This window comes from Bradyrhizobium sp. PMVTL-01, assembly GCF_051861855.1.
Taxonomy (GTDB): Bacteria; Pseudomonadota; Alphaproteobacteria; order Rhizobiales; family Xanthobacteraceae; genus Bradyrhizobium.
This window is the reverse complement of sequence record NZ_CP193983.1, coordinates 616,462-636,179: the sequence shown is the minus strand read 5'-3', so window position 1 is coordinate 636,179 and position 19,718 is coordinate 616,462. Positions and strand designations below refer to the sequence as shown.

Annotated in this window: 12 protein-coding genes and 8 pseudogenes; 13 read left to right on the top strand and 7 right to left on the bottom strand. The window is 61.2% G+C overall.

Going from position 1 to position 19,718, the window contains the following annotated elements; all coding sequences use genetic code 11:
• The first annotated feature begins 609 nt into the window (after positions 1–609).
• The 7 genes and pseudogenes from ACRQ5Q_RS43945 to ACRQ5Q_RS43915 all read left to right on the top strand — a co-directional run bounded on the left by ACRQ5Q_RS43945 (position 610) and on the right by ACRQ5Q_RS43915 (position 6,572).
• Entirely contained in the window at positions 610–828 is a 219-nt protein-coding gene (locus tag ACRQ5Q_RS43945) for a response regulator (RefSeq protein ID WP_439400459.1), read from the top strand.
• Positions 829–932: 104 nt separating this feature from the next.
• A complete protein-coding gene (gene istA / locus ACRQ5Q_RS43940) occupies positions 933–2,483 on the top strand; it encodes an IS21 family transposase (RefSeq protein ID WP_439400458.1) in 1,551 nt (516 codons plus the stop codon).
• 17 nt (positions 2,484–2,500) lie between these two features.
• A pseudogene (locus tag ACRQ5Q_RS43935) lies at positions 2,501–3,004 on the top strand (ATP-binding protein); the annotation flags it as partial.
• Between the two features lie 82 nt (positions 3,005–3,086).
• Positions 3,087–4,109 carry an IS110 family transposase gene (locus ACRQ5Q_RS43930; protein ID WP_439400457.1) on the top strand — a complete coding sequence of 341 codons (1,023 nt, stop codon included), beginning with the start codon at positions 3,087–3,089 and terminating at the stop codon, positions 4,107–4,109.
• 265 nt (positions 4,110–4,374) lie between these two features.
• A pseudogene (locus ACRQ5Q_RS43925) lies at positions 4,375–4,650 on the top strand (ATP-binding protein); the annotation flags it as partial.
• A 109-nt stretch (positions 4,651–4,759) separates the two neighbouring features.
• Positions 4,760–4,993, top strand: coding sequence for a hypothetical protein (locus tag ACRQ5Q_RS43920; RefSeq protein ID WP_439400456.1), 234 nt, complete (start codon positions 4,760–4,762; stop codon positions 4,991–4,993).
• Positions 4,980–6,572 (top strand): adenylate/guanylate cyclase domain-containing protein, encoded by a 1,593-nt coding sequence (locus ACRQ5Q_RS43915; RefSeq protein WP_439400455.1) that lies wholly within the window; start codon positions 4,980–4,982, stop codon positions 6,570–6,572. Before ACRQ5Q_RS43920 ends, ACRQ5Q_RS43915 begins: the two co-directional genes overlap by 14 nt.
• Before the next feature lie 245 nt (positions 6,573–6,817).
• On the opposite strand, the pseudogene ACRQ5Q_RS43910 reads toward ACRQ5Q_RS43915, so the two are convergent.
• Positions 6,818–7,222 (bottom strand): annotated as a pseudogene (locus tag ACRQ5Q_RS43910) (recombinase family protein); the annotation flags it as partial.
• A gap of 39 nt (positions 7,223–7,261) precedes the next feature.
• Positions 7,262–8,602, bottom strand: a complete 1,341-nt coding sequence (locus ACRQ5Q_RS43905) for an MFS transporter (RefSeq protein WP_439400454.1) — start codon at positions 8,600–8,602, stop codon at positions 7,262–7,264.
• Positions 8,603–9,098: 496 nt separating this feature from the next.
• On the opposite strand from ACRQ5Q_RS43905, the gene ACRQ5Q_RS43900 reads away from it, so the two are divergent.
• The 4 genes and pseudogenes from ACRQ5Q_RS43900 to ACRQ5Q_RS43885 all read left to right on the top strand — a co-directional run bounded on the left by ACRQ5Q_RS43900 (position 9,099) and on the right by ACRQ5Q_RS43885 (position 12,763).
• A complete protein-coding gene (locus ACRQ5Q_RS43900; protein ID WP_439400453.1) occupies positions 9,099–9,320 on the top strand; it encodes an HNH endonuclease in 222 nt (73 codons plus the stop codon).
• 273 nt (positions 9,321–9,593) lie between these two features.
• Positions 9,594–10,471: pseudogene (locus tag ACRQ5Q_RS43895) on the top strand (tyrosine-type recombinase/integrase).
• Between the two features lie 40 nt (positions 10,472–10,511).
• Positions 10,512–11,677, top strand: a pseudogene (locus ACRQ5Q_RS43890) (IS91 family transposase).
• Between the two features lie 921 nt (positions 11,678–12,598).
• On the top strand, positions 12,599–12,763 hold the full coding sequence (locus ACRQ5Q_RS43885) for a LuxR C-terminal-related transcriptional regulator (protein WP_439400452.1): 165 nt from the start codon (positions 12,599–12,601) through the stop codon (positions 12,761–12,763).
• Between the two features lie 140 nt (positions 12,764–12,903).
• On the opposite strand, the gene ACRQ5Q_RS43880 is transcribed toward ACRQ5Q_RS43885, so the two are convergent.
• From ACRQ5Q_RS43880 to ACRQ5Q_RS43860, 5 genes and pseudogenes are all read right to left on the bottom strand, one after another.
• Positions 12,904–13,779: an alpha/beta fold hydrolase gene (locus ACRQ5Q_RS43880; protein WP_439400536.1), complete on the bottom strand. Its 876-nt coding sequence runs from the start codon at positions 13,777–13,779 to the stop codon at positions 12,904–12,906.
• Positions 13,780–13,933: 154 nt separating this feature from the next.
• Complete coding sequence (locus ACRQ5Q_RS43875; protein ID WP_439400451.1) at positions 13,934–14,335, bottom strand: hypothetical protein; 402 nt, start codon at positions 14,333–14,335, stop codon at positions 13,934–13,936.
• A 26-nt stretch (positions 14,336–14,361) separates the two neighbouring features.
• A pseudogene (locus tag ACRQ5Q_RS43870) lies at positions 14,362–14,943 on the bottom strand (TetR/AcrR family transcriptional regulator).
• Positions 14,944–15,066: 123 nt separating this feature from the next.
• Positions 15,067–16,519 (bottom strand): annotated as a pseudogene (locus ACRQ5Q_RS43865) (amidase family protein).
• A gap of 945 nt (positions 16,520–17,464) precedes the next feature.
• Complete coding sequence (locus ACRQ5Q_RS43860) at positions 17,465–17,680, bottom strand: dodecin family protein (RefSeq protein ID WP_439400450.1); 216 nt, start codon at positions 17,678–17,680, stop codon at positions 17,465–17,467.
• A 491-nt stretch (positions 17,681–18,171) separates the two neighbouring features.
• On the opposite strand from ACRQ5Q_RS43860, the pseudogene ACRQ5Q_RS43855 reads away from it, so the two are divergent.
• Together ACRQ5Q_RS43855 and ACRQ5Q_RS43850 are read left to right on the top strand one after the other, a co-directional pair.
• Positions 18,172–18,299: pseudogene (locus tag ACRQ5Q_RS43855) on the top strand (universal stress protein); the annotation flags it as partial.
• Positions 18,300–18,746: 447 nt separating this feature from the next.
• Complete coding sequence (locus tag ACRQ5Q_RS43850; protein ID WP_092229196.1) at positions 18,747–19,247, top strand: DUF1269 domain-containing protein; 501 nt, start codon at positions 18,747–18,749, stop codon at positions 19,245–19,247.
• Positions 19,248–19,718 lie beyond the last annotated feature (471 nt).

Below are 19,718 nucleotides of genomic sequence, written 5' to 3'. Positions count from 1 at the left end.
CGAACAGACTGCGCCGACCCGGTTCGTGCACACTGGCCTCCTTGCACGCCACCAAAGAGACGCCTTCCGAGAGTGGCTGCAGCGATATCGACAGCAAAGCTGAGCGAGAGAGACGGCCACCATGCACTGGCGCAAAAGTGCCGAGCAGAACGAAAGGCAAAAGAGATCTTTCTATCTCGTGGTCCTGGCGTTTACCGCCTTAATCGCCGCTTCGACTGTCTTGCTGGTTCTGCATTTTCCCGCGTGACCATGTGGCTTCGTTCATGGCGCCGCTGCGTGGAAGACGGAGCCGAGCTTCGTCTGTCAACCGTGCGGCAGACGCGGTCGGTGATGTCGGCATAGGTCGATATCCCAATTAGCGCCGACCACATCGGCTAGCCTGGAGGTCTTAATACACAAAAAAACGAAACGGCCCCAGCTCCAAAAAGCTGGGGCCGACCACCCTCCCGAGTGGCGCGTCGCAGCCCGCGGCTGGATGTTCCAATACGGAACATTACACGGTGCCGGCTGCGTTGCAGCCGTTCGTAGCAGCCGTCGATGCCGCATGGGTAGCGGAGCGTCTGGCCCGGCATCGCGATCCCAAGGGCACGCATGTGCAGCCCGCGGCACGTGCTGATCGTCGAGGATGATGCAGCAGCCAGCGAGCTGATGGGGCGTGCTTTGCGGTCGATCGACTGCAGGGTCACGCAGGCGGAGAATGGTCGGGTGGGCCTCGAGCATTTGAACGATGCTTTGCCGGACGCAATCCTGCTCGATCTGATGATGCCTGCGTGTTTCGGCAATTCCCGGACAGCGATTTCGGTAATTCGCGGACAGCGATTTCAGTAACTCCGGGACAGGGATTCCGCTAAATCGCGGACAGATGCGGGAGGTTGGTTTTCGGGAGCGCCGTTCAGGCAATGTTCTCTCTCAAGCTGAGTTTGAGAGGGGCAATGCCGAGACGGAAGCAAGCGAAACGAACCACTGTGAAGGACCTACGATCGATCCTGAGGCTGACGTACGAGCAGGGCCTGTCGGTGCGGGCAGTCTCGGAACGGCTGCAGATCAGCAAGACCTCGGTTGCCACCTACCTGCTGCGGGCGCGCGAAGCGGGCTTGAGCTGGCCGCTGCCGCCGATTTGCGAGAGCGAGGCGGCGTTACAGCGGGCCTTGTTCCGGCGGGTCGGACGACCGCCGCAGGACTTGAGCGAGCCTGAGTGGCCACGGGTGGCGCAGGAACTCAAGCGCAAGGGCGTGACGCTGACGCTGCTTTGGCAGGAATACCGGACGGCTCATCCCGACGGCTACGGTTACACTTGGTTCTGCGAGAAGTTTGACGCCTATCGGCGGCGGGCGAACCCAACCTTCCGCCACCGCCACGCGGCGGGTGCGGTGATGCAGACCGACTATGCCGGCCCGACGGTGGAGGTGACCGATCCGCAAACCGGCGAGATCCGTCAGGCGCAGATATTTGTCGCGGTGCTCGGGGCCTCGTCGCTGACCTTCGCTATGGCGAGCTTCGGTCAGCGACTGCCAGATTGGATCGAAGGCCAGACCCGGGCCCTGTCGTACTTCGGCGGAGTCCCCAAGGCGATCGTCTGCGACAATCTGAAGGCCGGGGTCGTCAAGGCGTTATGGTTCGAGCCGACGCTCAACCAAACCTTTGCCGCCATGGCCGAGCACTACGACACGACGATTTTGCCGACCCGCAGCCGCAAGCCGCGCGACAAGGGCAAGGTTGAAGGCGCGGTGCTAATTGTTGAGCGCTGGATTCTGGCACGGCTGCGCCATCGGCGGTTCTTCAACCTGACCGATCTCAATGCCGCAATCGGCGGTTTGCTGGAGGAGCTGAACAATCGGCCGATGCGCCATATCGGCAAATCCCGCCGGCAGCTGTTCGAGGAGATCGAGCGCGAGGCGCTGGCGCCGCTGCCGAGCGAACCATTCGAATACGCCGAGTGGAAAACCGCGAAGGTCCATCCCGATTATCACGTCGAAGTCGACAAGACCTTTTACTCGGTGCCGCACCGACTGATCGGCCGTCGGGTGGACGTCCGGCTCACGTATCGAGCCGTCGAGATCTTCCAGGATCACACGCGTGTCGCCAGCCATGTGCGCCGCTCTCAGCGCAGCGGCCATGTCACCGTGAACGAGCACATGCCCAAGGCCCATCAGCGTTACGCCAATATGACACCGGCGAGTTTGATCAAGATGGCAGCGCGGGTCGGCGTCAACGCCGCCACCCTGGTCGAGCGGATGATGCGTGAGCGCCCGCATCCCGAGCAGGGTTATCGCTCCGCCATGGGGATCATCGCCCTGGCGCGGCGCTACGAGCGCAATCGGCTGGAACCGGCCTGTGAGAGGGCGCTCGCCATCAACGCGATCAATTACTCCTCCGTGAGCGCCATCCTCAAATCCGGGCTGGACCGCGCGAGCCCTGCCGCCGAGCCCATCAAAGCCACGCCCTCCCACGCCAACATCCGTGGCGGCGCCTATTATCAATGAAGGAAAGGAAGATCGTGATGCTGACCCACCCGACCCTCGACCAGATGCAGGCCCTCGGCCTTGCCGGAATGGCGGCCGCCTATCGGCAATTGGCCGAACAGGACAATGCCGCCGATCTCAGCCGCGACGAGTGGCTCGGCCTGATGCTTGATCGCGAAGCCGCCATGCGCGCCGACCGGCGCCTGACCAATCGCCTGGCCGCAGCCAAGCTGCGCTTCGTCGACGCCTGTATCGAAGACGTCGACTTCGCGTCCCGCCGCGGCCTTGACCGGCGCAACACCCTGCAGCTGGCGCAAGGCGCCTGGCTGAAAGCCCATGAGAACTTCATCATCACCGGCCTGACCGGGACTGGCAAGACTTGGCTGGCGTGTGCCTTCGGACGCCAGGCGGCCAGGCTCGACCATTCCGTCCTTTATTTGCGGATGCCGCGCCTGTTCGAAGACCTCGCCATGGCCCGTCTCGATGGTCGCTTCCCGCGCCTCATCGACAAGCTCGCACGTGTCCAGTTACTCATCCTTGATGGTGTGGACGGCCTCACCTCAACGGCATCATAGTGCCAAGGCGTGGTCGCCAGAGCGCCACAAAGAAGGGAGACCGTCCGAGATGAAGTTTATTAGAATAGGCGTTGATCTCGCCAAGAACTATTTTCAGATTCATGCGCTGTCTAGTGAGGATGCACCAGCCGTAAAGCGCAAGCTGACGCGCCGGACGATGCGCGAGTTCTTCTCGAGGATCGAGCCGTGCCGCGTTGGCATGGAGGCTTGCGGCTCAGCGCACTATTGGGCGCGCGAACTGAAGGACATGGGACACGATGTGTCTCTGATGCCGCCGGCCTACACAAAGCCCTATGTCAAACGAGGTAAGAACGATGCCGTCGATGCGGAAGCCATCTGTGAAGCGGTCTCGCGCCCTGCCATGCGTTTTGTGCCGATCAAGAGCGCTGATCAGCAAGCGACCCTGATGTTGCACAAGACGCGCGAGCTGCTGGTCAAACAGCGAACGATGAGCGTGAACGCTCTACGCGGCCATTTGGCCGAATTCGGTCTTGTCGTCGCCAAGGGCACCGGCCGCGTCGACGAGCTTTTAGGCCTCGCAGAAGGCGACGCGACTCTTCCCGACGCCGCTGTCCTGGCCGCGAAGGTTCTCGGTCAGCAAATTGATGCGCTCGGAGGCGCACTCGATGATTTGGAGAGGGAGATCGCCAAGGCTCACGCGCTCAGCGAGACGAGCCGTTCGCTCGGAGAAATTCCCGGCGTTGGCAAGCTTGTTGCCTCGGTAATTACAGCCAGTGTACCAGACCCAAGCGTATTCAATTCGGGACGGGATTTTGCTGCCTGGCTGGGTCTGACGCCCAGGCAAATTTCAAGCGGGGGTAAACCAACTCTCGGAACCATCACCAAGGCGGGTAATCGATATATAAGGAAGTTACTCGTTCTCGGAGCAACATCGCTTCTAAACGTTGTGGAAAAACGCCGCGGCGGCTTGCGCGACTGGATTGTCGGGCTTTTGGCTAAAAAGCCGGCGCGGCTTGTGACCGTCGCCCTCGCCAACAAGCTTGCTCGGATCATCTGGGCAATGATGAAAACCGGAGAATGCTTCCGCACCGAGATGTTCGGCAAACTTTGAGTGTCGGACAGCCGCATCGAAGAGTTATAAGCTTGGTAAGTGCAAGAAAGGCATGATGAAAGACAACGGTCGCCACCGAAAACCAGGAAAACCCGACCAGTCGTGTGAGCCTCAAAGCTCGCATCCTTGATGTGACCCCTTGGTTGTCGGACTTCATCAGGGCCAGCGGAGATATGATCCGGGCTAAAGGCCGGACATACGATCGCAGCCGTCCAAGTCGTTCGAAGTGCCAAATTGTGCTTGCCATCAGAGGCCGTCCACATACGACGACTGGGGCACCCACACCCTCAACGACCAGCAGCGCCTCGATCTCCTCGAAATCTTCGAAGAGCGCTACAGGCGCAAATCGACCTTGATTACCGCCCAGCTGCCCGTTGCCCAATGGCACGATATGATCGGCGAGCCAACCATCGCAGATGCTATCCTCGACCGGATCATCCACAACTCCCACCGTATCGCCCTCGAAGGCGACAGCATACGAAGGAAAAAAGCTGCACGCCCCTTGACCGACGTCGAAAACAGCGAAACGAATACCAACTGACTTCAACAACCAGGCAACCAAAAGCCAGCGCCGCTACGCTGTCCGCGATTTAGCGAAACTGCTGTCCGTCAGTTAGCGAAACTGCTGTCCCGTTTTTGCGAAATGCGCAATGCCCGAGATGGACGGGTTCGAGTTCGTCGCGCGGGTGCGCGCCGACCCCCGCTGGCAGCGCATTCCGGTCATCGTCGTCACCGCAAAGACGCTGGGCGCCGAGGATCTCGCACGCCTCAGCGGCCACGTTCAGCATTTGGTGCACAAGGGCGAATACAGCGGCAAGGCTGTGCTGGCGGCGCTCGACGAACTGGTGCCTCAGAGAGTCCGGACCGACCATGAGCATCACTGATACCGACAGCGCGCGCGCCGGGCGCATTCAGCTGGCCCACCTCCGCCAGGAACTGCTGTCTCCAGTCAATGCCTTGCTCGGCTATGCAGAGATCATCCAGGACGAGGCGTCCCGGAAAGGGCGCTCGGACATTCTCCCCGATATGAACCGCATCCTCGGCGCTGCCCGCGATCTGGCCGACAAGGTCGACCGGCTGGTGGACTACGCTCGCGCCAAGAACCCGGCCGGTTCAGCGGGCGCAGAGCAAGAGCAGGTGCTGCGTCATGAGCTGCGCACGCCCCTGAACGCGATCAAGGGCTATGGGGAGATGCTGCGCGAGGATGTGGCTGATTTACCAGACGCCTTGCTTCGGGCAGATCTCGACCGCCTGCTGGTCGCGGCTACCGACCTGCTGCTACGTCTCGATCGCATCGTACGATTCTCGGTCGACGTCGAGGAAAACTTGGCTCCCGATCAGACCGGCGCGGTCATCGTTCGTGACTTGATGCGCAGCCTCGGGCCAGTCCGGCATGAGCCAGATGCTGTCACTGAAACCGGCTCCATTCTCGTCGTGGATGATATCGAGGCAAACCGCGATCTCCTGTCCCGCCGACTGAGCCGCGATGGTCATCGCGTGGTTTCGGTGGCCGGTGGCCAGGAAGCGCTGCAGGCGCTCGCCGGCGATGAGTTCGACGTCGTCCTGCTCGATTTAATGATGCCCGATATCAACGGATTTGATGTGCTTGTCCGCATGAAGGCCGATAAGCAACTGCGTCGCATCCCGGTGATCATGATCACGGCCTTGGCTGAGACCGAGAGCGCCGTCCGCTGCATCGAGGCCGGGGCGGAGGATTATCTGCCGAAGCCGTTCGATCCGATCCTGCTGCGTGCGCGGATCAACGCTTGCCTGAACAAGAAGCGCTGGCGCGACCGCGAACAGAGGTATCTTCGCCGCATTGAGGATGAGACCGCCAAGTTCGAGCGGCTGTTGTCGACCATCCTGCCAAAACAGGTAATTGGCCGCCTGAACCATGGCGAGGTCATGATCATGATCGCCGATCGCTTCGAGGGCGTGAGCGTTCTGTTCGCCGATATCGTGGGCTTCACCGAGCATTCGGCACGGACAACGCCTGCCTCGATGGTCGAATATCTGAACCGGCTGTTCTCGGAATTCGACGCGCTTGCGCTGGAACTCGGCGTCGAGAAGATCAAGACCATCGGCGATGCCTACATGGCCGTCGTCGGCGTGCCCGACCCGAATCCCGATCCGTTCACGGCGATCGCGACAATGGCGGTCGGCATGATCGATCGGCTGCGCCGCGTCAACGGCCATTTCGGGTGGTCCTTGCAGATCCGGATCGGCATACATTCTGGCCCCGTGGTTGCCGGCATCATCGGTGCGCACCGCTTCATCTACGACGTCTGGGGCGACACCGTGAATGTCGCCAGCCGGCTCGAGGCCTATTCCCTGCCCGATCGGATCCATGTTTCCCAGGATACGGCCCGTCACCTCGTCGGGGCCTTCGCGCTCGATCCGCGCGGATACATCGATGTGAAGGGCAAGGGCAAACTCGAGACGTTTTTCTTGCGCCGCATCTAGCCCCCGCCCCGGCGGGACGGGTCTGAAGTAGTTGCTGATCTCGCAGGAGTAACGATCAACGACCGTGGCGATCGGGATGGGCGATCTGCCGTCCCCGGGGCGGGGGTGATCGATCCCACGTCAGCTTGGGGTCCACATGCCGAAAGTCTCACGCAGTCGGGCCACGGGCAGACGAAAGGGCCAGCGCAGCAAAAAAATCGCGAAGGGACGCTGTGTGCTGTTGCTCTGACGACAAATCGGATGCTCTAGGCTGATCGCCCAATCGGGGTTCGGCGGGGGGCAGCCGGTTCAATAGCCGTTCGCTGCCCGAGGACACGCTGCACCACGCTCGTGCCGACGCCGACTGTGCGGCCGATCTTGAGAATGCCCATGCCGTCGGCCTTCAGTTCGCGAATGCGCGTCTCGATCGCCGGCTTTACCGGCCGACGGCCGAGTTTCGCCCCCCTCGCCTTCGCTCTGGCAAGTCCGGCGTTCACCCGCTCGCGGATCCGGCCGCGCTCGAACTCGGCAAAGACGCCAAGCATCTGAAACATCGTCCTGCCCGACGGCGTACTGGTGTCGAGGGCCTGTTGGTGCAGGTAGAGATCGCATCCAAGTGCCCGCAGTTCGGTTAAGAACCCGACCAAATCCTGGAGACTGCGGCCCAATCGATCGACGGACCAGCTACCATGTTGACCTTACGGCCGGTCTCAGCGGGCTGGCGCCGGCGACGGCCCACCTGGCAAAGCGCCGGCGACCTCTATATGCGGATTGACCTTAAACGTCAGGGCTACAATGCTGCCTACCAGGGCGCATCCGCCCAAGACCAGCAGCCCGGCCGTGAAGTTGCCGGTCGTGTCTTTGAGGTAGCCCATCATGTACGGTCCGGCGAACCCGGACAGATTGCCGAGCGAATTGATCGCGGCGATCCCGGCCGCAGCCGAAGTGCCCGTCAGGAAGGCGCTCGGTATCGGCCACATCAGAGGGGGCGTCGCGGAAACGCCGATCTGGCTCAGGCAGAGCAAGCCGAGCACCAGCGCCGGGGCGGACGCCAGGCCCGCTCCCGCAAGGCCGACCGCGGCGAGGAGCATGGCGAAGCAAACGTGCTCCCGACGCTTCAACGTGCGGTCGGAATTGCGGCTCAGCAGGACCATCCCGACGGCGCCAAACAGGAAGGGTACAGCGGATAGCAGGCCGGTCTGGAAGTTGCTCACGCCGAAGTTCTTGATGATCGTCGGCAAGAAGAACGCCACACCATAGCTCGCCGCGTTCAGACAGAAGTAGACGAACGCGCAGGCGAGGACGCGAAGGTCGGTGAGCGCCTTGACAATGCCAACGTGCTCGACCGCCACCTTGTGCTGCCTCTCGGTCTCCAGCCGTCGTTCGAGCCAGCCCCTCTCGTCGTTGGCGAGCCACGTCGCGAGCGCCGGCCGGTCGGTCAGGTAAAAGATGACCCCGAAGGCCATTAGCATCGACGGCAAGGCTTCGAGGATGAAGAGCCATTGCCAGCCATCGAGTCCAGCGCCGGAGATGTTCAGCAGAGCCCCGGAAATCGGTCCGCCCACAATCGACGAGAAGGGGATGGCCAGCATGAACAGCGAGACGACCCGGGCGCGGTAAACCGAGGGGAACCATAGTGTTAGGTAGAAAATGATCCCGGGAAAGAAACCAGCCTCGGCGAGACCGAGCAGGAAACGCAGGATGTAGAACACCCACTCGGTCGAGATCCCGGTCGTCGCTGAGATCGCCGGGATGAAGGCGAACAGAGCTGAGATGATGCCCCAGCTTAACATGATGCGGGCAATCCAGAGCCGTGCGCCGAACCTGTCCAGCGCGAGGTTGGACGGTACTTCAAACAAAAAGTAGGAGATGAAAAACAGGCCCGCGCCCAAGCCGTATGCCGCCTCCGACAGGCCGAGCGCCGAGTTCATCTGTAGTTTGGCGAAACCGACGTTCACCCGGTCGAGGTACGCGACGAAGTAGCAGATGAACAGGAAGGGCAGCAACCGCCACATCACCTTGCGGATGGTCCTTGCTTCGATCTCGTCCATGGCACCGTTACCTCCCTGCTCTTGGCCAGTTGGGGAGCGCTTAGGCGGCCGCCGGATCACATCGGGGCCCTGGTTTTGCTACCATTCGGTTGGACCTGATCCGACGGGCAGCGGCTTGCGCGTCGTGTATGTGTTCGCACTTGGTGGGCGGCAAGGTCAAGCGTTCAAGTCCAGTCACTGCGGGCCAAACACGCTGCGCCGCAGAACGGGCTCGGCGTCGCGGACGCCGTGGGCGCTGGATCGCAGAATAGGTTTGCGGATCGTACATGGCGGTGCGGCTGAACACGACCTTGATACCCCAAGTTCATTCGCGGGGTTTGGTTCCTCTACCTGTCGCGCCACGTGGCGGCGTTACGCCCTTCGTGCCGCCAAGCAACGACTGCACCAGGTGTCATTCCGCATGGCCTCATCACCGCCTCCAACGGTCGTTGCGCATTGTCTGGATTACCCGAGCCGGTTCTTCTCGCGGCGGTCGCTGACCAGAACGAGCGGTACGGTGTCCAATGGCATCCCGCTGTCCAAAATCCATCACGCGGCGTTCGACGCGCATCTGATCGGCATCGATCCGGATTATCGCCTCCATGTATCTGATCGCCTGCTGGCGCAGAACGATGGCCCCATGCTCGAAGCCCTGAAGTGGCTCCATGGCAACACAATTCACTTGCCAGGTCGCGCCAAAGACCTCCCCGACCGCGATAGGCTTGCGATGCGCTTTTGAACGTTTCATCGCGGCTACGTGACAACCACGTTACGCTTGGTGGAGCTGGATCGGAGCGCGCCCGGCGTGAGCCAGTGCGCGCTTGATGTCCGCTATACCCCCGACAGCGGCGCGAGAGCGGACATAACGAGAGGTCCGAGTCGGGCCGAAGGACTAAACCGCTCGCGCGGTAGGGCGGTGCGGCAAGCCGGATTGCCAAGCCGATAGCGCCAAGGGGCGTCCTGTCTTGAGATGAGGGGTTGCGACAACCTCACTCCAGACAGGAGCATCCCCATGACCGACGAGGCAATGAGCCCGTTGCGCCGGCGCATGATCGAAGACATGACGATCCGCAAGTTCGCGCCCAAGACCCAACATGACTATGTGCAAAGGGTCAAGAACTTCGCGGTGTTTCTCGGGCGATCTCCGGATACGGCGAGCTTCGAGGACGTGCGCCGCTACCAGCTGCATCTGGCCGCGAGCGGCGTTGGCGTGCCGACCATCAACCAGACCGTCTCGACGCTGCGGTTCTTCTTCCGGGTCACGCTGAAGCGCCACGAGATCATCGAGCATACCCATGTCATCTTCACGAGCCGCGCAAGCTGCCGGTGGTGCTCAGCGTCGAGGAGGTGGCAAGGCTGCTCGATGCCGCGCCGGGGCTGAAGTACAAGGCGGCGCTGAGCGTAGCCTATGGCGCCGGCCTGCGTGCGACCGAAGTGGTCTCGCTCAAGGTCTCCGATATCGACAGCAAGCGCATGATCATCCGCGTCGAACACGGCAAGGGCGGCAAGGACCGGAACGTCATGCTGTCCCCACACCTGCTCGAGTAGCTGCGGAACTGGTGGAAGGCGGCGCGCCCGCAGGGCTGGCTGTTCCCCGGCCGCGATCCGGCCCAGCCGATGACCACGCGCCAGCTCAATCGCGCCTGTCACGCCGCTGCGCAGATGGCGGAGATTAACAAGCGCATCTCGCTGCATACCTTGCGGCACAGCTTCGCCACCCACCTGCTCGAGCAGAACGTCGACGTCCGCGTCATTCAAGTGCTGCTCGGTCACGCCAAGCTCGACACCACCGCGCGCTATACCCGGGTAGCCACCAAGACGATCAGCGAGGTCATGAGCCCGCTGGAGCACATCGCGCTCAAGCTGAAGGAGGTCCGGCCGCCCGGCTGACGCGGCGCGTATGTCGCGCCCGGCTCTGTAGGTCGCGGATATGTTCCGCGGCCATGGTCCGGCATGGCGCCAAGCCCATGCCGGCCATATCAGCCTCGACCAGCTGAAGGTGATGTCGGCAATCGAGCGCTGCCGCACGGCGGAGCTCGGTGACCATGTCGCGCGCTGCGCGGACTGCGCCTATACCACCATCGCCTACAACTCCTGCCGCAACCGGCACTGCCCGAAGTGCCTGGGCGCCGCCGCGAAGGACTGGCTCGCCGACCGCGAAGCCGAGCTGTTGCCGGTGCCGTACTATCACGTGGTGTTCACGCTGCCGGCGGCCATCGCCGACATCGCCTACCAGAACAAGGCCATCCTCTACGATCTCCTGTTCAAGGTCTCGGCCGAGACCATGCTGACGATCGTCGGCGATCCGAAGCATTTGGGGGCAAGGATCGGCATCACCTCCGTCCTGCACACCTGGGGCTCGGCGCTCACCCATCACCCGCATGTGCACATGATCGTCCCGGGTGGCGGCATCTCACCCGACGGCCAGCGCTGGGTGTCCTGCCGGCCCGGATTCTTCCTCCCCGTACGCGTGCTCTCCCGCCTGTTCCGGCGCCTGTTCCTGGAGAAGCTCGTCGCCGCGCATCAAACCGGCCGCCTGAGCTTCTTCGGCGACGACATCAATCTCGCCGAGGCGCAATCCTTCGCGACTTATATCGCACCGCTGCGCAAGGCCGAGTGGGTCGTCTACGCCAAGCGGCCGTTCGGCGGACCTGAGGCGGTGCTGGCCTATCTGTCGCGCTACACCCACCGCGTCGCCATCGCCAACAGCCGCTTGATCACCGTCGACGAGCGCGGCGTCACCTTCAAATGGAAGGTACCGCATCGAGGGCCGCGATCGCTACAAGCAGATGACGCTCGCCACCTTCGAGTTCATCCGCCGCTTCCTCATCCACGTGCTGCCAAAAGGCTTGCACCGCATCCGCCACTACGGCCTGTTCGCCAAAGGCGCCTGCGCCGACAACATCGCACGCGCCCGTGAGCTGCTCACCGTTGCAAAGCCCGAGGGCCAACCTACCAACGCCGCTGCCGATGCCAACAAGCCGAGTTGTCCATGCTGCGGCGGTCGCATGTTCATCATCGAGGTCTTCGCGCGGTCGCACGCCACTGCATCGGCCGACAGCCCCAACGAGCCGCATCAGGATCGACACCTCATGACCGTGACCCAATCCCGCAAATCTGCCCGTCGCGCTCGCCGCAATCGGGCGGGGTCCATATACATCCACACATGAGGCGGCCTTACTCTGCGGCGTCTTGGGCGGTGCGGATCAACTCGGCGCGTCGGGCTAATTCGTCAAAGGCATTGGCAGCTTTGCTAAGCGTTTGCCTAGTCTGTTCGTGCTCGCAATTGTCAGCCTTTGCCCGGAACTCCGCCGCGCGGTCTCGAAAATACTTAGGCGAGTACCGGCGCTCGATGCCCATGAAGCCAACCCTGATCGGTCTGTCATGTCGATCAATGGACCTATAGTCCAAGTGTTCCGATGCTAGTGAATTAGGACACCCCGGGATTCTACTTACGACACTAGGGGTCAAATACGGACAGTACCGTTTTTCCGGATCGAAGAACGAGTTGGGACTGAGGTGTCTGACTTGATCCCGAAAAATGATACCAGGGGGATTCACATTTGTGAATCCGACGCAAAAAGAGCGCTCCAGCCCGAGGGAGAGCGGGCTGGAGCTTAGTCGGCAACAGGTCTCGCGGAAGGAGAGCACGCAAGACTCGTCCTTGAACTGCGCTTAGGGGCACTCGTTCCTAGTGAATCTCGCGCCGCCGTCCGGCGCGAGCTTGCTCCGCCAATATCGCCGACGTTTGCGGCACCGAGCGCGCCAAGCTGGGTTTGAACCGGCCCGAGCGGGTCGAGGACTCGGGTGCTGTCGTATTTGACCCTTAGGTCTTAAGTAGAAATACGGCATCCTGCTTCGCCGGAAACTAGAAACCCATCCAATCGTGGAATGTTGGTCGGGGGCTTACGGAGCCACCGCATGACCAAACACGACGTCGAATCAAGCAGGTAGAAAACCTCGAGACGCGGCTAGCTGCGGAAGCGGTTCGGCTTCGTAACCACGCCAGAGAGCGGATTGCTGGACGGTCACCCCAACAAGGTGATTGCTTATGATCTCGGCATCAGCGTGCGAACGGTCGAAGTTCACCGCGCGCGTATGATGCACCGACTTGGCGCCCGCCAGCTCGCGCAAGCCGTTCGCTTGAGGGTCATGTCGAAACTCAACACGCTCAAGGGATAGTGGAGCGAATAAAACACTCTAACGATTAAGTCCGCAAGGACCGCTTAGGGTCAAAATGCGAAGAACTCAGATTGAGCAAATCTGGTCCGCTCTGGCTCGACGAGCGGAGCGCATCGGCTCAAGCTGCAGCAGCTGGCGGCTCATCGGAAAGCGTCACGAACCTCATCGATGGCCAGCATTGGATTCTGCAGATGGGGGAAGTGCCCAATGCCCGGAAGAAGGGTCAGTTTCGCGCGCAGTCGTTCTGCGAACTCTACTCCCATCTCCTTGTGGATGTAGAGGTCTTTCTCGCCCCAAACGACCTTCACGGGCGTCTTGAGCCGGGCAAGTTGTGATTCGAAGTGATCCTGGTCTCGAGTAAAGTGCGAGTAGTAGTGGGAGAACGCGTCTGCCGACGTCATCGCTCCCTGGGTCCACCCACGCAACATGTCGTCCTTGAGCTCACGCGCGACTTCAAAATGCTCTTCCTCGGGCAAACCTCTCGTGAATGTATTCTGCAGGATCTCGTCGCGATTGCTGTTCAGGTTGGCGCGGACCCGATCCATCGCAGGTCCCTCCTTCAAGCTTTGCAGGCTTGCGTACATGAACTGGGGTCTGTTGAACGGGGCAAAATCGCCCACGATGATCGTCCTTGCGATATCGGGTCTTTCCACGGCCAGCAGGAGCGTCGGCAGCGCGCCGATATCGGTTGCGTAGATCGTCAGCTTCGATGTGTTGATGCCTGCTTTCGCGATGTACTGATCCAGAACATGCGCGTAGTCTTTGGGCGCATAGGAAAACCTGTCGACCGTTGGCCGGGATGAGAGGCCATAACCCGGCCAGTCGAAAGCGTGGACCTCGTAGTCATCGGCCAGAGCCTTGGCGATGTCCTTCCAGGCGTGCAGGGTCTCCGGAAAACCATGCAGGAAGAGAACGGTCCCCTTTGGGTTCGAGTTGCGCAGAACCATGCGCCTGAGCGTGAGATCTTGGTCGAGCTCGAAGAAATCGATCGCGTCGTCGTTCACCGGCTGTGACATGATGTCTATCCTTTCGACGTTGTTACCACCCGGCTCGGGAGTCAGCGTGGCGACCGTCGCGACGGCGGCGTCATCGATGTGAACGATTGCCATCATACAGTGGCACTGAACACCTCGCGCCCGCGCATAACGTCCAAGTAGGGCCCTGCATATCTCAAGGTTTCGGCTGCATGCCCTGCAAGAAGCGAAGCGGGTTGAGCGGGCCAATGGGGATCAGTTCGAAGCTCATCATATGTGCTTTACCTAAAGGCAGCTTTTCGAGCATTTCGTGAGCGACTGCCGGATCGGTGACGTTGATGATGAACGCCACGCCCGGCCTTCCCTGCAGCGAGTACCACTGCTCGATTTTGCCATCGAGGTAGAGGTCGACAGTTCCCCGAACTTCGTCCGGCAGGACAGCAAACACCTGCGATTGTTCAAAACCGGGACTGATGGTCCCGATGGCAAGAATTTTGGTCGTCGGCGTCGTTCTCATAACGGCTCCTTGTGCCTTTGCGGAATTGAAGCCAACAAGGCAGCCAATAAGTGCCAATGCGGCGGCAGAAACGAATTTCATGTTATCTCCACTAGCTCAGGCGACCGCTAGGAAGATGGCGCTCGTGCCAAGCACAACGCAGCCTCAATGCCGCCTTCCAGGATCTGCTCCGCCTGGGCAGCGTCGGGCACGGCCCGCGCGAACTGGAGCGTGCCCACCATAAGGGCCGAAGATGGCCGTCGCGCGGCGACCTTTCGCTACGAAACGGCATCAGGGAGCAGTGCGGCCAGCGTCGACACGTAGCTTCGCAGCCCTTTTTCGTAGTCTTGCCGGGTGGACAGGGGCTGGCGGGCGATTTCCGGGAGCAACGCTGCCGAGGGGCACCCGCCTGCCGAGTTTTCAAGGTGAGCGCGGTTCAAGTACCTCCGGATCGCGCCCTCGAGGTCCAGACCTCTTTGCTGTTCTTCATCGAGGCGATGTCGCTGGTCGGCGAGCGCGCTTGCTACCGCCTCACGAACGAGCTCTTCCTTGGACTCAAAATGCGGAGAGAATGCCCCTTTGGTCAGGCCGGCCTCACTCATGATCCCGGCGATCCCGGCAGCGGCGACGCCGTCTCGGCGCAGGCACTTCGACGCGACATCGATTATATGCCGCCGCGTCGCTGCCTTATGACCCTTCTCGAAACGCATCGTTCCGTTCTCCAGCCTACTAACGCTCTGTCGTAGCCGCCTCAAGCAACTGCGGACAGGTCGCGATCAAGCTGCTACGCCACTTCAGTCGACTTCCTCGCCGCCAGATTTGGCTGCGGCCGGCTAGGCGCTCAAGACGCCCTCGATCTGGCGTGCAAGGTCCAAAAGCGTCAAGTCGCTCCCCAAGGGAGCGTCCAGTTCCACGCCGATGGGGAGGCCGCCGCGCGATGGGCCTACCGGAAGGCTAATAGCTGGCAGACCAACGCTACTCGCCGACACGGTGTGGTTGGCCAGGGCGAGGTGGCTGACCTCCCGCCCCGCGATATGGAAGTTCGCCTGCTGTTCGATCAAAGGTGCCGCGCAGGGCGTCGTTGGCTGCAGGATGGCCTCCGCCCCATGGCCAACGAACGCCCGATCGAGCCGACGCCGGATTTCAGCGCGGCTGACGACGAACGCGGTCTGATAAGCCTCTGCTGAGATAGCGCCTCCGCCTGCCGGTAGGACCATGCGCCCCCACACGTTCCGAAGCTCGGGCTTGATGTCCGCGTAGATCGCCTCGAACGTGGTCGGGATATCGTGGCGACGAAGAAACTCCGAAATCGCGCCCATTGTCTCGTGGAAGAAGATGCTCCAGGTCGCGCTCTGAGTGAGGGCGCCAAAGTCATCGCCGAGGTCCACCTCCACGACCTCGGCCCCGGCTTCCCGCAGCTGCCGCACGACATCGCGGAAGCGGGCCTCGACCTCTTGATCGACCAGTTCGAGAAATTGTCGCGGCGCGTAGGCTAGCCGTCTCCGCTTCACGCCGTATCTGCGCCCGGATGGCTCCACGGCCATCTCACCGGTCACTACCTGATCTATAAGAGCGCAATCCTCAACGTTCCGGGCGAACACGCCTTGTATCGAGGGTATGTGAGATCGGCGCGACGCCATTGCGGGGCCATCGCCCACTCGTAGGCTTGAATCCCACCACGCCACAGAGCGATGCCGGCACCCGGATCGACCCGACGGTATCGCCGCCAAGCGACGAGGGCACGATGTTGGCGGCGACGGATGCTGCGGAGCCGCTCGAGGAGCCGCCCGAAACCCGATCGCGCGTAACCGGATTCTTCACTTGGCCCTAGCGGGCATTGTGACCGGTCAAGCCGTAGGACATCTCGACAAGGTTGTTCTTGCCAAGGACCAGAGCGCCCGCACCCTTGATGGCGCGGACAACGTCCGCATCTTCCCGCGGCACGAAGTGAGCAAGACCGTCGAGTCCTAGGCTTGTAGGCAGGCTCTTCGTCAAATAGCTGTCCTTCACCCCGAGCGGCACGCCCAGGAGTGGGGCCTGGGAGCCAGCCGCCGCACGCGCTTGATCAGCGTCCCTTGCGGCCGCGAGCACGGCGGCCTCGTCGATTGTGATGAAGGCGTTGAGCCCGGCAAGCGCTCGGGCGCGCTGCAGAAGCGCCGTAGTGTAGTCCTCCGACGTGATGTCGCCCTTACGCACTGCGGCTGCAGCGGCTGCGACCCCAAGCGATATCAGGTCGGTGCTTTCTCGCGATCCATTGCGCTGTGAAGTGGCGATCGTATCGTCCATGGAAATCCTCGCAATGAGCTGCGACGTGGCATCTCTCTGCCGCGTACCCTCGATTTCATTACGGTCATAATATAAAATTACGACCGTAATGCAATTAGGAGTCTCTCCGGCAGTGCGGCGTCGCCGGACACATAAGCGTGAAGCGCGATGAGCCCTCGGACGGGCTAGCCGACGGCCAAACGCTGCCTTGAGTAGCAGACCTTCAGTCGCGCTGCGGTGTCCATCTTTCGTGTTCTTCGCGGTAAGCGTGCCCGTTGAGATGGTCGGCGATCTCCGTCACAGGTTCGCTTTCTGTTTCCGCGAGAGTTTACCCTCGTTGGTCTTGACGGTCGTCTTGTCGGCTTCGTAGCTCGAACGCAGGCTCTAGTTCATCCCTGGTTTGTCTCAGCACGCTGGCGGCGAGCTGCCAGTCCGCGGAGCCACTATCAAGGAGGTTCGCATGCCAGGTCGTGCCTTCTCCGACGATCTCAACCGGCGTGATCGCAATTTGCTTTACGAGCTCGCACCCCTGATGCGCTCGGACGGCGGCGAGCACCTTCCCGGTTAGCTCCTCTTGAGAGATTGCAATCTTGCCCATCAGAAAACTCTCGACAGCGAGCGGATGCCTACTCCAACGGCGCGAGCGCATGGGAGTTTCGCGACGTTCAAATTCTTCGATAGGGCAGCTCGACGCGGGCCGCGCGGCGGTTCACCCCAGCCGGTCGAACCCGACCAATAGCCAGAAGCTGACGATGGTAACGGACGAAGGCAAGAAAATACCCGATGCGTTGCATGCCGTGATAACCGCGCATCGATGATTAGTTCGAACTCGGCGCGCGAGCTCCCCGCCCGTCTGGTGGTCTAGGCCGAGATGGACGAGGAGCTGCCGCGTGGGTCCCCCGTCGCAAAGCCAAGCCAGGAATGTCACGAGCCATCCTCGCCCGAGAGGGGGCGAGGTGCTGAGGCTCAGGAGCCCTCGAACTTGAACGATACGTTGAGCTTGGCGCGATAGGCCTCGACGTTCCCCTTGTCATCCAGTTGCATATCGAGCTTGACGACCTCGGCAATGCGAAGATCTCGGAGAGATCTAGCAGCTTGCTGGACCGCATTAGCGGCCGCCTTCTCCCATGAGTCGGCGCTGGTACCGACCAGTTCTATGACCTTGTAGACGCTATCGGGCATATTCGTCCTCCTTATCGGTAGGAGCAAGAAGTCTAGCACCAGGGTCTCGACGCTGATACGTCTCGGGGATGCCGCGGAAAGGGTCCGATTGGCTGTCACTTTCCCGTTCGGACCCAAAGGAGAACTCGGAACCCGGGTTGTCGGGGATTACGTTCGCATTTGCAGCGCGGACGAATGTGGACATCGAATCTCCTTCGCGCCCGCTGGCTCCCGTGTATAATTTTGCGCGCCAATGTCGTCATTACCGCTAAGGTTCTGATCCCTGGAGCAATGGCACCGCGTAAGCATCAGCAGCCTGGTTATTGCCGTTATTGCCCCTGACTCTGGTGTGTGCCGAGGCCTTCGATCAATCAATCGCACGTCATGCGCAGCTCCTTCGAATTTTGCTTGCCTCCGGCAGCTAAAGCCGTGCCCGACGGCCCCGAGTGCTCCGCGGAGTCAAGATGGACGGATACCGCGTCCGGATTGATCGTGACGGCGATCGCGTCCCCGACCGCGGCTGCGATCTCATCGTTATGTATCGCACGGACGAAGCGGACTATCCGCAATGGTCCTCGGCAGCGTTACGAACAAGGTGCTCACGCACGCGAAAATCCCCGTACTGTTTGTCAGTGAGTGAGCAGACCGCCCGGTGGGTCAAAAATATGCGGCGGGACATTGACCTCGACTGACCGAGGCATCACCGAGCTGGAGCATTGTGCTAGATAACTTCAGGAAATCTGCGCACCTACCGCAGGTCGACGCTCGGGGCACTCGCCAATCCAACGCTCACCGCCCACGCGGCTATCACTCGGGTCGAAGCGATCCGAAACGTTGAAGCGCTTTCGCATCACGCTCGGCGCTCTGCTAAGTTCGTGCCAATCCGGACGCTCGCGCACCAGCTCCCCACCCTACATATGACAGCTATGCGTACTCAATTGCATAGAGAGTACATCACATCTCTGAATTGTGAATGGGTGGTCCGCGTTTGAGCGGCAATGCAGTTTTCAGTTCTGTGTTAGATTTCGGGCGCACATATCAAGCGTGTGTGAAGGGGCGGGACATCACATCGTTGCGGGAGAGTTCCATGTCGGATCTAGTCGCGATCGTGTATCCATCCGAGGCCAAAGCAGAAGAAGTTCGACAGAAAATCCTTGAGCTTCAGAAAGAATATCTGATTGCGATCCAAGATGCGGTGATCGCAGTCAAAACCGGCGAAACGGTCAAACTCAATCAACTGGTGAACACGACCATGGCGGGCGCCGCAGGAGGAAGCTTCTGGGGGCTGCTGTTCGGAATCGTGTTCCTGAATCCGCTCATCGGCGTAGCTCTTGGTGCGGGCGCCGGCGCATTGGGCGGCGCGCTGACCGATTTCGGCATTAACGATCAGTTCATGAAGGACCTCAGCTCGAAGGTGAAATCGGGGGATGCCGTTCTGTTCCTGCTGATCAAGAGCATGACTGCAGACAAGGTCCTCAACGAAATCAAGGACGCGGGAGGGACCGTCCTGAAAACCTCTCTCGACGAAAAGAAGGAACAACACCTGCGCGACACTCTTGCAGCCGCTACCCAAGCCAAGGCTGCCTAGGCGTGTGAGGCAAAGCCGAGGGTTTGAGCTGAACCCGAAAGCACTGTTCGCCGTCACAGCAGTCGCCCCACGTCCTTCGCTCGTCCGGACGCCGGGTCAGCGCGCGAGCGGTATAGGTCGTTCCTCAGTTTCGCGTGCGAAAGAGCCGACCGAGCATTCGGTCCTTCGTTTGGCGAATTTTCTTCCTGGGGCTCAAGAACCGAGGAGGAAAACATGCCGAAATCGATTTTTGGGACGCTCGCTCTTGCGGCTGCCTTGGCAGTGGTGACGATGACGGGCAGTCGCTCGCATGCCGGAATTATCGGAGGACCGCCGGGCCTGCATGAGGCCGCCGATGATCTTCGGCTTGCGGAGACTGTCCAATTCCGCTGGAGAGGCCACCGCTACTGTTGGTACAGCCGCGGGTGGCGCGGCGCAGGCTGGTATCGGTGCGGCTTTAACTGGCGGCGCGGTCGGGGCTGGGGTGGTCCT